Origin of the sequence: Lentzea sp. NBC_00516, assembly GCF_036346835.1 — a bacterium.
Taxonomy (GTDB): Bacteria; Actinomycetota; Actinomycetes; order Mycobacteriales; family Pseudonocardiaceae; genus Lentzea; species Lentzea sokolovensis.
On sequence record NZ_CP107840.1, the window covers coordinates 7845952 to 7859378 of the forward strand.

Here is a 13427-nt window from a genome sequence, read left to right on the forward strand (position 1 = left end):
GTGAGCGTCGAGTTCCGGGTGCTGGGTCCGCTGGAAGTGCTGCTCGACGGGAAGCCGGTGGCGGTGCCTGCCGGGCAGGTGCAGACGTTGCTGGCGACGTTGTTGTTGCGCCCCAACGAGTTCGTGTCGGTGGACGAGCTCGTGGAGAGGTTGTGGGACGGCGAGCCGCCAACGGCTGACCGCGCGCACAAGACGTTGCAGATGGTCGTGGCCCGCCTGCGCAAGTCGCTCGGCGCCGCGAACCGCGTGCGCACCGTGCCAGGGGGTTACCGGTTCGACGCCGACCCCGACGAGCTGGACCTGCTGCGGTTCAGGGCTGTGGCGGCTGCTCAGGACTTCACCACCGCCACGGCGTTGTGGCGTGGCCCGATGCTCGGCAACGTCGCCTCGGACTCGCTGCACCGCGAGGACGTCCCGAGGCTCGAGGGGCAACGGCTCGACGCGCTGGAGTCGCGCATCGGAGCCGACCTGCACCGCGGACTCGGCCGTGAGCTCGTCGCCGAGCTGAGATCGCTCGTCACCGATCATCCGTTGCGGGAGTCGTTCTGGCGGCAGCTGATGCTGGCCCTGTGCCGCGCCGGCCAGCAGGCCGAGGCGCTGGCCGCCTACCAGCGGGTGCGCGAGCAGCTGGTGAACGAGCTCGGTGTCGATCCCGGCCCGGCGTTGCAGGAGCTGCACCAGCAGATCCTGCGCGGCGAGGTGCCCTCCGGCGGTCGTCAGGTGCCGCGGCAGCTGCCCGCCGGTGTCCGGAACTTCGTCGGCCGCGACGACGAGCTCCGCCTGCTCGGCGAGACGAGCGGTGTCACCGTCGTGCACGGCGTCGGTGGCGTGGGGAAGACCGCCCTGGCACTGCGCTGGGCACGTGAGGCGCGGGACGACTTCCCGGACGGTGACCTGTACCTCAACCTGCGCGGGTTCGACCCGGAGGCGCAGCCGGTCGATCCGGCGGCCGCGGCGGAGACCCTGCTGGTGGGGCTGGGCGTCGAGAAGGTCCCCACCGACGCGGACGCGCGGTTCGCCTTGCTGCGCACCACGTTCGCCGACCGGCGGATGGTGCTGGTGCTCGACAACGCCGCCGCGCCTCGCCACGTGCTGCCGCTGCTGCCCGGTGTGGCCGGCGTGCGCGTGGTGGTCACCAGCCGCAACCAGCTGCGCGCGCTGGTCTCGCAGCACGACGCCACCTCGATCAGCCTGCGCCAGCTGGACCTGGATGCGGCGCTGGAACTGCTCACGGCCGTGCTCGGTGCCGAGCGGCTGCACGCCGAACCGGAGGCCGCGCGCGAGATCGTCGAGCGCTGCACCGGGCTGCCGTTGGCGCTGCGGGTGTTCGCCGAACGGGTCGCGCGCTTCCCCGACGTGGCACTGCGGGAGTTCGTCGCGGAGCTGGACGAGGCTCGGCTCGACGCGCTGACCGACTACGACGACATCGACGTGCGCGCGGTGTTGTCCTGGTCCTACCAGGCTTTGGACGCCGACTCGGCACGGATGTTCCGGTTGCTGTCCGTGCATCCCGGCCCGGACTTCGACGCCGGCGCCGCGGCCGCGCTCGCCGGCGTCTCCGTCGCCCAGGCCCGTCGCCTGCTGGAGCGGCTGGTCGCCGATCACCTGGTGCAGTCGCGGACTCCGGGACGGTACGAACTGCACGACCTGTTGCGCGTGTACTCGGCGGAACTGTGCGGTGGCGAAGAAGAAGCGGCATTGCGGCTGACGGAGTGGTACGTCCACACGTTGGAGAACGCGACCTCGCTCGACTCGCACAAGATCGTCCTGCGCGCCGACGCCGTGACGTCCGGTGTGATGCCGCAGGAGTTCTCGTCGTGGTTCGTCGCGCAGAGGTGGCGCCGGGAGGAGTGGGCCAACCTCAAGGCCGTCGCGTTCGCCGCGATCGCGCGGGGCCTGCACCGGCACGCTCTGCTGATCCCGGTCCACCTGCACAGCCACCTGATCGTCGACAGCACCCACCGGCACGACGCGGTCGACCTGTTCGAGGCGGTGCAGGGGTTCGGCTCGGTGGCGGAGCAGGGCATCGCCCGCACCAAGCTGGCCGCGATCTACGAGTTCCTGGGGCGCTTCGACGAGGCGCTGCGCAACTTCGAGATCGGGCTGGAGCTCGTGCGGGCGGAGGGCGAGCGGGTCTCGGTCGCGGGTGTGCTGGGCAACATGTCGAAGCTGTACAGCACGCTCGGGCGCCGCGAGGAGGCGGAGACCTACCTGCGCGAGTCCCTCGTCATCGCGGCCGAGATCGGCGATCTCAACCTGCAGATCATCAGCCACTGCAACCTGGCGGCCAGGTTCAACCGCGACGGGCAGTGGGAGAAGGCACTGCGGGAGACCGACATCGTCGCACCGCTCGCCGCCCGGCACGGCGACGAGTTCCTCGTGATCCGCGTGCGCGCCTACCGCTCCGCCGCGCTCGCGGGGTGGGGCAGGTACGCCGAGGCCGAGCCGGAACTGCGGGCGGTCGTGGCGTTCATGAAGGACGTCGGCGACACCGACGGAGTGACCGAGGGGCTGGTGCTGATCGGCGACGTGCTGGTCGGTCAGGGCAGGCTCGACGAAGCCGCGGCCGTCTGGCTGGAAGCCGTCGACATCTATCGGTCGAGGAATGACGCACGGGCGGACGCGCTGGCCGCGCGGGCGGCGGCGCTGAGCTGAACTCCCGCGGCGACCTTTGCCATCCGTGTCGTCCAGGTCAGTCCCATCGGGTAAGCATGTGCCCGGAAGAGGGGAAGGTGCATGAGCCTGCACGTCGCGGTCGACTTCGGCACGTCGAGCACCTGCGTCGCGATCTCCGCGCACGGCCGGGAGCCGCAGGTCGTCGTGTTCGACGGCCAGCCGCTGGTGCCGTCCGCCGTGTTCGCCGCCGCCGACGGGACGTTGTTCGTCGGTCAGGAGGCAGAGCGCCAGGCCGCGGTCGACCCGGCCCGCTACGAGCCGCACCCGAAGCGCCGCGTCGACGAGGGGGAGTTGCTGCTCGGCAGCACCGTGCTGCCCGTTGTGGACGTTGTGCGCGCGGTGCTGTCCCGAGCCGTAGGGGAAGCACGGCGCGTTGGCGGAGGAGCGCCCGTAGACCTCCTCGTCCTCACCCACCCCGCGGACTGGGGCACGGTCCGCACCCGCGTCCTGCTGCAGGCGGCGCGCGGGCTCGGCCGCGAGCTGGTGCTGGTGCCCGAACCGGTGGCCGCCGCCGTCTTCCACTCCGCGAGCCACTCCATTCCGGACGGTGCCGCCCTCGCCGTGCTCGACCTCGGCGGCGGCACGGTCGACGCCAGCGTGGTGGCGCGCGCGGGCAAGAGCTTCCGGGTGCTGTCCGCCAAGGGCGACCCGAGCTTCGGCGGCGCCGACATCGACCAGGCGTTGCTCGAACACGTCGGCGGGCTGGTCGCGGCCAAGGACCCCGAGGCGTGGCGGCAGCTCGTCGAGGGCCGCGAGATGGCCGACCGGCGCAAGCGGCGGGTGCTGCGGCAGGACGTGCGGGGTGCCAAGGAGACGCTGTCCCGGCACGCCTACACCGACGTACCGATGCCGCAGCCGTTCCCCGACGCGCACGTGACGCGGTCGGACCTGGAGCAGCTGATCACCGCGCCGCTGAGCCGGGCTGCCGCGCTGGCCGCCGCCACCGTCCGCGACGCCGGTCTGCGGCCCCAGCAACTCGCCGGGGTGTTCCTGGTCGGCGGGTCGAGCCGGATCCCTCTCGTCGCGCGCCTGGTGCACGACCAGATCCGCGTGGTGCCGACGAGCATCGACCAGCCGGAGACGGTGGTGGCCCGCGGCGCGCTGCGGGCGGTCAGCCTCGATCCGGAACGGACCGGCGGCGTCGCCCCGTCGCCGAAGGGCCCGTCGGGTGAGGTGACTCACAACCTCAGGGTCGGCGACGACACCACCCGCAAGATCACCCGCCGGATCACGCCCCCGCCTCCCGGGCAGTTCCCCGTGTCGTTCGCCACGGCCTCGCCGTCGCCGCCGCGGAAGAAGAGCAAGGCGCCGCTGTTCATCACGATCGGTGTCGTGATCCTCCTCGCGGCGGCCGGTGCCGGTGGCTACCTCTGGCTGAACCGCAAGCCGCCGCAGCAGCCGACTCCGCCCGGCGACCAGATCGCCGTCTACGACTACAGCTTCACCCGGCCGGACGGGTGGGAGCAGACCGGCGGCGCGGCCGGTGATCGACAGGTGCTTTTGCAACCGATTGAGCGCAAGAATTCCGATAGCAAACAACCGGAAGCTCGAATTGCTGTGCAGGAGCAAACTCTCACGTACAACAGCGACCAGGACCGAGTTCGCGCGTTGAGTGAGTTGAAGGGCCTGTATCAGCAACGCAAGGACAATGGCGACGAGGTCGCCGACTTCGTCGACAACACGACATTCGCGGGCAAGTCTGTTGTTCACTATCGCGAAGTGGTCGAAGTGACCGGGGTCGAGTGGTACATCCAGTTCGCCGGCGACGTCCAGGTGAGCGTGGGCTGCCAGGCGACGGAGGCCACCAAGGCCCAGGTCCGCACCGCCTGCGAGCGGATCGTCAGCTCGCTCGTCATCAAGTGACAGTCGCAACGTCAGGGAGTCGCCGATGTCCGCCACCGAGGTCCTCGCCCGGTTCCGCGCCGAGGTAGGAGCCGCGGTCACCCGTGCCCGTCGCGCGTCGGGTGAGGTCGGTGAACGCAACGCCAAGCTGCGGGAACGCACGCGTGATCTCGCCGCGCAGGCGCGTGAGCGCAAGGTCGAGCCCGGCGCTCAGGCCACCTCCGGCGAGGTCCAGCAGGCCGCCGCGGGCTTCCGCGCGGATCGGGGTTTGGCCGTCGAACCGGTGCCGAGCGTCGCCGAACTCACCGCGCCCGCTCCAGTTGAGACGGAACGGGTGACTCTCGGTTCTTCCGCCGTCGCCGGTCCGAGTGGTCAGCTTCCCCGTGTGAGTGACGATGACGAGGACTTTTCGCAGTCGCGAATCCTCTACTGACGCCTGGTTTCACCCGGAGCCGTTTACTAGCGCAACTACTTCGAACGAAATCGCGACAGGGCGGAACCGACGTGGCAGGGTCCTCGTCGGAAGAGACGTACGAACCAAGAAGTACGACTTGAAGTTCTCTGAAGGGGGCATCTCCCAATGGCATTGACCGTTACGTCTGAAGAGCTCGACGCGCTGGCGAAGCACATCGCCGACGTCAACGACCAGACGCAGGGCACGCTCCGTCAGGTGGGCAGCACCGTCGACACGCTGGCCGGCAGCTGGCAGGGTGGCGCGGCCACCGCGTTCGCCAACCTGATGTCGCGCTTCCACGACGACGCGGCCAAGGTGCAGGAAGCGCTGATGGCCATCGCCGAGCAGATCTCCAGCTCCGCGGACGTCTACGCCCGCAACGAGGAAGAGCAGCAGTCGAGCATGTCCAACATCACCAGCCGACTCAGCTGATCTTGCTTTCGTTCGCTAGTCGCTTCTCGCATTTCCAGACTTCAAAAACATCCCAGGGGAGATAACAATGACCGGTCCGATTAGGGTTACCTTCGCCGAGGTGGCGAACGCGGCCTCGTCGATCAGCAGCTCCGCCAAGAGCGTTGACCAGCAGCTGGACGACCTGCGCACCAAGGTGACGAGCACGCTCTCCGGCTACGAGGGCGACGCCGCCACGCAGTACCAGGCCGCGCAGGAGAAGTGGGACAAGGCCGCCGCAGACCTGCAGGCCGTGCTCGCCGCCATCGGTGTCGCCGTGCAGCAGGCCGGCGAGGCCTACGAGACGTCCGAGCGTCAGAACGCCGCGCGCTGGTAAATCGCCGCGGTCGGCTAGAAACTCTCGCGAGCCCCGGAACCACGTGGTCCGGGGCTCGCGTATGTCCATGGTGAGGTGGCTTCGGAGGGGCCGTTTTGGTCCCGGAGCACCCATCCGGTATCTTCTGACGTTGTTGTGCGGTAGCTGGCACCCCTATGTGTCGCGCCTGTCTCGGAACCACCGCTTGGTTCGTCCAAGATCGGTCTGGGGCAACCGCCGCAGTGACCCCAGACGCAAGTGACGACGAGGTAGATCCGTGCGCACGTACAGCCCGAAGCCCGGTGAGGTGACCCGCACCTGGCATGTGATCGACGCCCAGGACGTGGTGCTCGGCCGGCTCGCCACCCAGGCCGCGACGCTGCTGCGCGGCAAGCACAAGCCGACTTACGCACCTCACGTTGACACTGGTGACTTCGTTGTCATCATCAACGCTGACAAGGTCGCTCTGACCGGTGCGAAGCGCGACCAGGCGTTCCAGTACCGCCACTCCGGCTTCCCCGGTGGTCTGCGCAAGCAGTCCTTCGGCGAGGTCCTGGACACGCGTCCGGACCGCCTGGTGGAGAAGGCGATCAAGGGCATGCTGCCCAAGAACCGCCTTGGCCGTCAGATCGCGAACAAGCTCAAGGTCTACGCAGGCGCGAGCCACCCGCACGAGGCGCAGCAGCCGCAGGCCTTCGAGATCAAGAAGATCGCCCAGTGAGCGACGAGAACACCGAGGAAGTTCCTGTGACCACCCCTGAGAACGAGACCCCTGAGGTCGAGACCCCCGAGGTCGAGGCCGAGGTTGTCGAGGCCGAGGTCGTCGACGCTCCTGAGGCCGAAGAGGCTCCCGAAGCCGTCGAGGCTGACGCCGTTGAGGCCGAGGCCGTCGAGGCTGACGCCGACGAGGCCGAGGTCGACGAGACCTCCGCGCCGGTGGTCGCGCCCTCGCTGAACGGCGCCGCGCACCTCGCGCAGACCGTCGGCCGCCGCAAGGAGGCCGTCGTCCGCGTCCGCCTCGTGCCCGGCACCGGCAAGTTCACGCTGAACGGCAAGACCCTCGAGGCCTACTTCCCGAACAAGGTGCACCAGCAGCTCATCAGGGAGCCGCTCGTCACCACGGAGAAGCCCGAGACCTTCGACGTGATCGGTCGCCTGCACGGCGGCGGCATCACCGGCCAGGCCGGTGCGCTGCGTCTCGCCATCGCGCGTGCGCTGATCGCCATCGACATCGAGGACCGCCCGGTCCTGAAGAAGGCCGGCTTCCTCACTCGTGACCCGCGGGTCAAGGAGCGCAAGAAGTACGGTCTGAAGAAGGCCCGCAAGGCGCCTCAGTACTCCAAGCGCTGATCTGGCGTTACAGCTGTACCTGCGGGAGCAGCAGTTCACTACGAACTGCTGCTCCCGCAGTGTTTTCAAGGGTTTCCGGGTTTTCCGGGTCAGTCCCCGCCGCCTTGCAGTGTCCACTTCGGAGGTTCCATGGCCCGCCTGTTCGGCACCGACGGTGTACGCGGTCTCGCCAACGCCGATCTCACCCCTGAACTCGCGATGTCCGTCGCTTCCGCGGCGGCGCGGGTGCTCGCCGAGCACGACCGCTCCCACCGCCCCATCGCCGTCGTCGGCCGCGACCCCAGGGCGAGCAGCGAGATGCTCGACGCCGCCGTCACCGCGGGCCTCACCTCGGCCGGCGCGGACGTGCTGCGCGTCGGTGCCCTGCCCACGCCCGCCGTCGCGTACCTGGTCGCATCCCTCGGCGCCGACATCGGCGTGATGATCTCCGCGTCGCACAACGCGATGCCGGACAACGGGATCAAGCTCTTCGCCGCCGGTGGCCACAAGCTGCCCGACTCGGTCGAGGACGAGATCGAGCAGCACATGGGCGCCGGTTTCGACCGGCCGACCGGTGCCGCCATCGGCCGGGTGCGTGATGTTCCCGACGCCGAGACCCAGTACGTCGAGCACCTGCTCAAGGTCACACCGCACCGCCTGGACGGCCTCAAGGTCGTGGTGGACTGCGCGAACGGTGCCGCGTCGGTGGCCGCACCGGACGCCTACCGCCGCGCGGGGGCCGAGGTGATCGCGATCAACGCGAACCCGGACGGCCTCAACATCAACGCCGGCTGTGGTTCCACCCACATCGACGTCGTGGCCGCCGCGGTCCGCGAGCACGGTGCCGACCTCGGCATCGCGCACGACGGTGACGCCGACCGCTGCCTCGCCGTGGACGCCCAGGGTGAGCCGATCGACGGCGACCAGATCCTCGCGGTCCTCGCGCTCGCCATGCGCGACGCGGGTGAGCTGTTCGAGGACACGCTCGTCGCCACCGTGATGAGCAACCTCGGTCTGCACATCGCCATGCGCGAGTCCAAGATCCGGCTGCGCACCACCGCCGTTGGCGACCGCTACGTGCTGCAGGACCTCAAGGCCGGCGGCTTCTCGCTCGGCGGCGAGCAGTCGGGCCACGTCGTGCTGCCCGCGCACGCCACCACCGGCGACGGCCTGCTCACCGCGCTGCGCCTGATGGCCCGCATGGCCGAGACCGGCAAGTCGCTCGCCGACCTCGCCTCGGTGATGCGCCGCCTGCCGCAGGTCCTGATCAACGTGAAGGTCACCGACAAGGCGGCAGTCGCCAAGGCGTCCACGGTCAGCGAGGCCGTCGCCGCCGTCGAGGCCGAGCTCGGCGACACCGGCCGCGTGCTGCTGCGCCCGTCCGGAACCGAGCAGCTCGTGCGGGTGATGGTCGAGGCGACGAGCCACGAACAGGCCGAGTCGGCCGCGCAGCGCCTCGCGGGTGTGGTTTCCTCGGTGCACTGAGGACAGATGGGGGCTGGGGAATGACCATGTTGATGTTGCTCGTACTCCTGGTGTTCCTGGGAGGTGTGACAGCGGTCGTCATCGCCGTCGTCACGACGTCGAAGCGCAAATCCGTCGCCCAGCCCCCGTTCCCGCCCGGTCACGGCCATCCCCAGCAGCCGTACGGGCAGCAGTACCCGCAGGGAGTTCCGCAGCAGGCTCCTCCCCAGCAGGGATTCCCCCAGCAGCAGCCGTACCCGTCCCACGGGTACCCGCAGCAGCCCCCGCCCGGCACACAGCCGCCCGCGCCCGGCGGCTGGTGACCAGGCGCCACCTGTTCAGTGGTGATCATCGGCGTCTTGCGCCGAATGGCTGTTTACTAAGGCAACCGACATCCTGGAGCTCCGGTCACCGCGTGATCCGAGCTGGCACTGTATGGCGGAACCCGATGAGGCCGAATTGCGTCAGATCGGGGACTAGGGGAGGCGAGCAGATGGCTGGGTTCGGCGTTCAGTCCGGCGATTTGACCAAGGCTGCGGGGACGTACGAGGCAGAGGGATCAGCCCTGATCCAGATGAAGGCCGCGGCCGTGCCGGGTGTGGGAGCCGGGCAGGTCGGCCGCAAGTTCCAGGGCGTCGCCGCCGAGTACAAGGCCTGCTTCGACCTCTTCGGCCAGGACTTGGAGAAGTTCGGCAAGGAGGCGACCGGCATCGCCACTCGCCTGAAGGACGTCGCCAAGACGTACGAGTCGAACGAGGCGCAGACCTCGAGCCAGTTCAAGGGGTAACGAGTCGTGGCGGATCAGACCGAGATCAAGAAGCTCCTCGACGACCCGAACGTCACTCCGGAGACCAAGAAGCAGCTCGTACCTGCGCTCGCCGGTGCCGGCGCCTCGGACGAGGACGTCGAGCGGTACGCGAAGGCCAACGGAGTCGATGTTCCGAGCGATCCCGGCGTCGGCAGCTACCTGCTCGGCGCGGCGTTGGCCGTTCCTACCGGCGGCCTGAGCATGGGGGTGGTCGCCGGCAAGGAGGTCGACCGCGCCCAGTGGGAGAAGAAGGGCGGCGACGCCGACAAGCTCGTCGACCAGGCCAAGGTGGAGCGCGAGCTCGGCTCCACCCAGAAGGTCCTGAACGAGCAGGGTGACGTTCCGAACAGCAACACGCTGCTCGACGCCGGCGCCCCCGGTCTCAGGTTCTTCGAGAAGTTCATCCCGATCTACCCGAAGGCCGCGCAGGCGTGCGGTCACGGTGGTGCCGCGCCGAACCTGCAGAACGACATCTACCGGCAGTACGACGAGGTTCGCGACATCGACTTCGCGAAGTTCCGCGAAGACGCCCACAAGCTCACCGAGAACGTGAAGAAGGCGGAGGCGCACGACAACGCGCTGGGCTCCGCCTGGAACGGGCTCGGTTCCTGGGAGGGCTCCGCCGCGAAGGCCGCGGGCGAGTACCGGACCAAGTTCGCCGGCGCCTCGAAGACGTTCGTGCAGCAGGCGGGCACGGCTCCCGGCGCGGTCACCGCCGGCGTGACGAACATGCAGAAGCACGTCAAGGACTTCGCGCAGCAGATCCACGACCAGTACTCGGAGAAGTGCGGCGGTCTGACGGTCGAGGAGGCCGAGACCGCGATCCGTCAGGCGAACGGCGACATCTTCGAGAACGACGCGGGCATCCTCGACGGACTCACCGGCCTGCCCGGTTGGGTCGTCGGCGGTGTCGTGGGCGCTCTCACCGGCGGCATCCTGTCGGGCGTTCTCGCGGGCCTCGGCTGGGATTCCTGGGTCACGGGCCGGCGGGAATCCATCATCAACGAGGCCAAGCAGAAGCTGAAGGCGCTCTGCGAGGAGTTCGACGGCAAGAAGAAGGCGTTCGACGGCTACTGCCAGGCCGTGCAGGCCGGTGTCGACGCCGACTACAAGGCCATGTTCACGGGCTTGAAGAACGCGTTCAAGGACACGTTCGGCCCGATTGGCGACCCCCCGGCGTTCTCCGATCAGGGCGGCGGCCGCAAGAACGTCGACAACGGCGGCGGCGGTGGCGGCGGCAGCCCGAACGGTGGCGGCGGTGGCGGCAGCCCGAGCGGCGGTGGCGGCGGTGGCGCGCCGGAGATGCCGAAGCCGGAGAACCCGCTCGACAAGGACGGCGACGGCAAGCCCGACGTCCCCGGTGACACCGACGGCGACGGCAAGCCCGACGACCTCGACGGCGACGGCAAGCCGGACCAGCCCAAGCCGGAGGAAGAGCTCGAGACCGTCACGGTCACGGCGGGCGACAACACGATCAAGGTCACGGAGCCCGACTCGAACGGGCACGTGAAGATGACGATCGACACGCCCAAGGGCGAGCCGAAGACCTACGACCTGGACTTCAGCAAGAACCCCGAGGCCGCCAAGGCCCTGATGGGGCAGAACGGCACGCAGGCCATCACCAACATGGCCAACCAGCTCACCGCCTCGAACCAGACCGCGGGTGCCCAGACGCCAGGCGCTCAGACGCCTGCCGCGGGCGGCACCCCGGCGCCCGGTGGCGGCGCCGCCCCGACGACGGGCCCGCTGGGTTCGGAGTCGAACCCGATCCCGGTCGAGGTCGGCGAGGACGGCAAGATCCACATCGAGCAGGACGGCGTCAACTTCACCGCCGAGGTCGACACCAAGACCGGTGAGATCAACCTGACCGCGGACAACGGCGACGGCACGCCCGACAAGATCGGCGTGGGCTTCGGCGAGGACGAGAACCCGGCCGCGCAGACGCCGGGCTCCGAGTCCGGTCCCGGCGGGGGCGGCTCCGACGGCGGCAGGCTCGAGGACGGCCTGCGCACGCCGGAGTCCGACTTCCCGCAGCCCGTCGAGGACGTGGTCACGACGCTGCCCGCCGAGGCCGACTTCCAGACGATGCCCGCCGAGTCCGGCTTCCAGACGATGCCCGCACCCGCGGGCGACCAGGTCTGGAGCCCGCCGGGGGAGACCACGCCGAACGTGGCGGAGCGCTTCCAGGAGTCGACGGGCCGCAGCTACATCGAGGACAACGGCATCATGCCGAACGTCGGCGAGCCCAGGATCTCCGCGGAGAGCGCCCCGCAGTTCGCCCAGGCCTCCGACAGCACGTCGACGTCCGGTGTCTCGTTCACCGGCGGCGCGGGCAGTGGCGAGTCCGTGCTCGGCGGCTCGAACGCCGACAGCGCGTGGAGCAGCCCGAACTCGAGCGACAGCAGCGGCGGTTCGTTCAACACGAACCCGTCCGAGGCTGGCCAGGCGGGTTCCGCGAACCTGCCGTCCATGCAGGACGCCCAGGGCCAGGCGCCGAGCGGTGCGGCCTCCGGCGGCATGATGGGTGGCGGCGGCATGATGGGCGGCGGTGCCGGAGCCGGAGCCGGCGGTCAGCAGGGCGGCGACACCGAGCGCGGAGCCAGCCAGTGGCGCACCACGGGCACGTTGTTCGACGACGACAACAGCAACCCGTTGAGCGCCATGCAGACCACGCTGGGTGAAGACCGAGGAGAGGCCGCCAACCCATGGCGATGATCGGAGAAGTGGACCCGCGCGTTCAGGCGTTGTTCGACGAGAACATCGCCAAGACCCGCCGTGCCACCGCGGAGGTCTCGGCGGAGCTCAAGGCGAGCCAGGACAAGGTGGCCGCCGACATCGCGGCTCGCGAGGAAAAGCACAAGCAGGACGTCGCGGCCGCGCAGAAGAGCGCCGAGAACATCGTCGCGCAGGGCGAGAAGCAGCAGCCGCGCAAGCCGCAGTGGGAGCGTCCCGAGCGCGGCGCGGGTGAGCTGGCGTTCGGGCCGGAGGACGACGACGGCGGCTACACCCCGCAGGGGTTCACTCCGCCGCCCGCGCCCCAGCCCGCCCCGCCGCTCCCGGTCGCGCCGCCGCCTCCGCCGGCCCGGCCGCGCAGGGCGGCCCCGGTGGACGACGATGACGACCTGAGCGGCCAGACCTGGCTCAGCTGACCGGATTTCTCCGGCCGAGAGGCCCGCACCGACGCCGGTGCGGGCCTCTCGCCGTCAGCGCTGACGCAGGGCTTCCCGCTGGAAGACGAGATTCGCGCTCTTCAGGTCGGTGTCCAGCAGTTCGTCGTACGTCTTGTCGCCGGTCAGCACGCGCAGCATGAACGCCGTCACGAACGCGCGTCCGAGCTTCTGCGATCCGCGTTCGGCGCTGCCGTCGAGCATGAGCTCGCTCCAGTGCCTGCCCTCGGTGAACCCGAGGTGCGAGGCCTTGGGCAGCAGCCGCAGTTGCACGGGGCCGCCCCAGGCCTGGGCGATCGCCTCGGCGTGGCCGACGGGTGGTGCGATGCGGTCCTCGCCCGCCGCGAGGTGCAGTCCGGGCGCGCGCACCTCCCGTGCCGCGTCCAGAGCGGAGGGCCGCGTCTCCGTTGCGGCCAAAGTCACAACGGCCCTGATGCGGTCCGCGGTCGACGCCGCCAGCACCGCCGCGCCGCCGCCCATCGAGTGCCCGGCGAGGGCCAGCCGCGACGGGTCGACGCTGATCTCCCCGGTGCCGAGCCGCACGCCGGTGGAAATGTCCAAAGTGGTCAGCAGGTTCGCCGCCAGCACCCGCGCCGACAGCAGCGGGCCGCGCTCCACGGCCGGTGCCGCGGCGACCACGCCCCACGACGCCAGGTGTCGCAAAAGGCCGTGGTAGCGGCGTACGGGCTGCATCCAGCCGTGTCCGAACGCGACGGCGGGCAGACCGAGGCCGGACTGGGGCGTGAAGATCACGCCCGGCAGGCCGACGAGCGCGAGGTCGCCGCGCAGCACGGGGTGCGGGCCAGGCCTGCTGAGCTGCTCAAGGGCCTGTTTCGCGGTCAGCGTGATCACGCGGCGAGCCATGCCGTGAACCGTAGTCGATCCTGTCGCGCGCACCACACCTGAGATTGGTCTACACCA

Annotated in this window: 13 protein-coding genes; 12 read left to right on the forward strand and 1 reads right to left on the reverse strand. The window is 69.8% G+C overall.

Going from position 1 to position 13427, the window contains the following annotated elements; all coding sequences use genetic code 11:
* The 12 genes from OG205_RS36195 to OG205_RS36250 all read left to right on the forward strand — a co-directional run bounded on the left by OG205_RS36195 (position 1) and on the right by OG205_RS36250 (position 12488).
* A complete protein-coding gene (locus OG205_RS36195; RefSeq protein ID WP_330272360.1) occupies positions 1-2655 on the forward strand; it encodes an AfsR/SARP family transcriptional regulator in 2655 nt (884 codons plus the stop codon).
* Between the two features lie 81 nt (positions 2656-2736).
* Positions 2737-4539: a type VII secretion-associated protein gene (locus tag OG205_RS36200; RefSeq protein ID WP_330272361.1), complete on the forward strand. Its 1803-nt coding sequence runs from the start codon at positions 2737-2739 to the stop codon at positions 4537-4539.
* Between the two features lie 25 nt (positions 4540-4564).
* Entirely contained in the window at positions 4565-4951 is a 387-nt protein-coding gene (locus OG205_RS36205) for a hypothetical protein (RefSeq protein WP_330272362.1), read from the forward strand.
* A 147-nt stretch (positions 4952-5098) separates the two neighbouring features.
* Positions 5099-5404, forward strand: a complete 306-nt coding sequence (locus OG205_RS36210; protein WP_330272363.1) for a WXG100 family type VII secretion target — start codon at positions 5099-5101, stop codon at positions 5402-5404.
* 67 nt (positions 5405-5471) lie between these two features.
* Positions 5472-5759 (forward strand): WXG100 family type VII secretion target, encoded by a 288-nt coding sequence (locus tag OG205_RS36215; RefSeq protein ID WP_330272364.1) that lies wholly within the window; start codon positions 5472-5474, stop codon positions 5757-5759.
* A 256-nt stretch (positions 5760-6015) separates the two neighbouring features.
* Entirely contained in the window at positions 6016-6459 is a 444-nt protein-coding gene (rplM, locus tag OG205_RS36220; protein WP_030478339.1) for a 50S ribosomal protein L13, read from the forward strand.
* Positions 6460-6485: 26 nt separating this feature from the next.
* A complete protein-coding gene (gene rpsI / locus OG205_RS36225) occupies positions 6486-7088 on the forward strand; it encodes a 30S ribosomal protein S9 (protein ID WP_330272365.1) in 603 nt (200 codons plus the stop codon).
* Between the two features lie 129 nt (positions 7089-7217).
* Complete coding sequence (glmM, locus tag OG205_RS36230) at positions 7218-8552, forward strand: phosphoglucosamine mutase (RefSeq protein ID WP_330272366.1); 1335 nt, start codon at positions 7218-7220, stop codon at positions 8550-8552.
* Positions 8553-8578: 26 nt separating this feature from the next.
* The gene (locus OG205_RS36235) at positions 8579-8854 is read left to right on the forward strand and encodes a hypothetical protein (protein WP_330272367.1); all 276 of its coding nucleotides are present in this window, start codon (positions 8579-8581) and stop codon (positions 8852-8854) included.
* A 170-nt stretch (positions 8855-9024) separates the two neighbouring features.
* The gene (locus tag OG205_RS36240; protein ID WP_330272368.1) at positions 9025-9318 is read left to right on the forward strand and encodes a hypothetical protein; all 294 of its coding nucleotides are present in this window, start codon (positions 9025-9027) and stop codon (positions 9316-9318) included.
* 6 nt (positions 9319-9324) lie between these two features.
* Entirely contained in the window at positions 9325-12054 is a 2730-nt protein-coding gene (locus tag OG205_RS36245; protein WP_330272369.1) for a hypothetical protein, read from the forward strand.
* Positions 12045-12488 (forward strand): hypothetical protein, encoded by a 444-nt coding sequence (locus tag OG205_RS36250; protein WP_330272370.1) that lies wholly within the window; start codon positions 12045-12047, stop codon positions 12486-12488. Before OG205_RS36245 ends, OG205_RS36250 begins: the two co-directional genes overlap by 10 nt.
* Before the next feature lie 54 nt (positions 12489-12542).
* Here the strand turns inward: OG205_RS36250 and OG205_RS36255 are convergent, their stop codons facing one another.
* Positions 12543-13370 carry a dienelactone hydrolase family protein gene (locus tag OG205_RS36255; protein WP_330272371.1) on the reverse strand — a complete coding sequence of 276 codons (828 nt, stop codon included), beginning with the start codon at positions 13368-13370 and terminating at the stop codon, positions 12543-12545.
* Positions 13371-13427: the final 57 nt, after the last annotated feature.

Excerpts from the sequence above, each read along its gene's own strand:
- OG205_RS36255 (WP_330272371.1), bottom strand. The coding sequence starts at position 13,370 with ATGGCTCGCCGCGTGATCACGCTGACCGCGAAACAGGCCCTTGAGCAG.
- OG205_RS36240 (WP_330272368.1), top strand. The coding sequence starts at position 9,025 with ATGGCTGGGTTCGGCGTTCAGTCCGGCGATTTGACCAAGGCTGCGGGG.
- OG205_RS36250 (WP_330272370.1), top strand. The coding sequence starts at position 12,045 with ATGGCGATGATCGGAGAAGTGGACCCGCGCGTTCAGGCGTTGTTCGAC.
- OG205_RS36205 (WP_330272362.1), top strand. The coding sequence starts at position 4,565 with ATGTCCGCCACCGAGGTCCTCGCCCGGTTCCGCGCCGAGGTAGGAGCC.
- OG205_RS36200 (WP_330272361.1), top strand. The coding sequence starts at position 2,737 with ATGAGCCTGCACGTCGCGGTCGACTTCGGCACGTCGAGCACCTGCGTC.
- glmM (WP_330272366.1), top strand. The coding sequence starts at position 7,218 with ATGGCCCGCCTGTTCGGCACCGACGGTGTACGCGGTCTCGCCAACGCC.
- OG205_RS36210 (WP_330272363.1), top strand. The coding sequence starts at position 5,099 with ATGGCATTGACCGTTACGTCTGAAGAGCTCGACGCGCTGGCGAAGCAC.
- OG205_RS36235 (WP_330272367.1), top strand. The coding sequence starts at position 8,579 with ATGTTGATGTTGCTCGTACTCCTGGTGTTCCTGGGAGGTGTGACAGCG.
- OG205_RS36215 (WP_330272364.1), top strand. The coding sequence starts at position 5,472 with ATGACCGGTCCGATTAGGGTTACCTTCGCCGAGGTGGCGAACGCGGCC.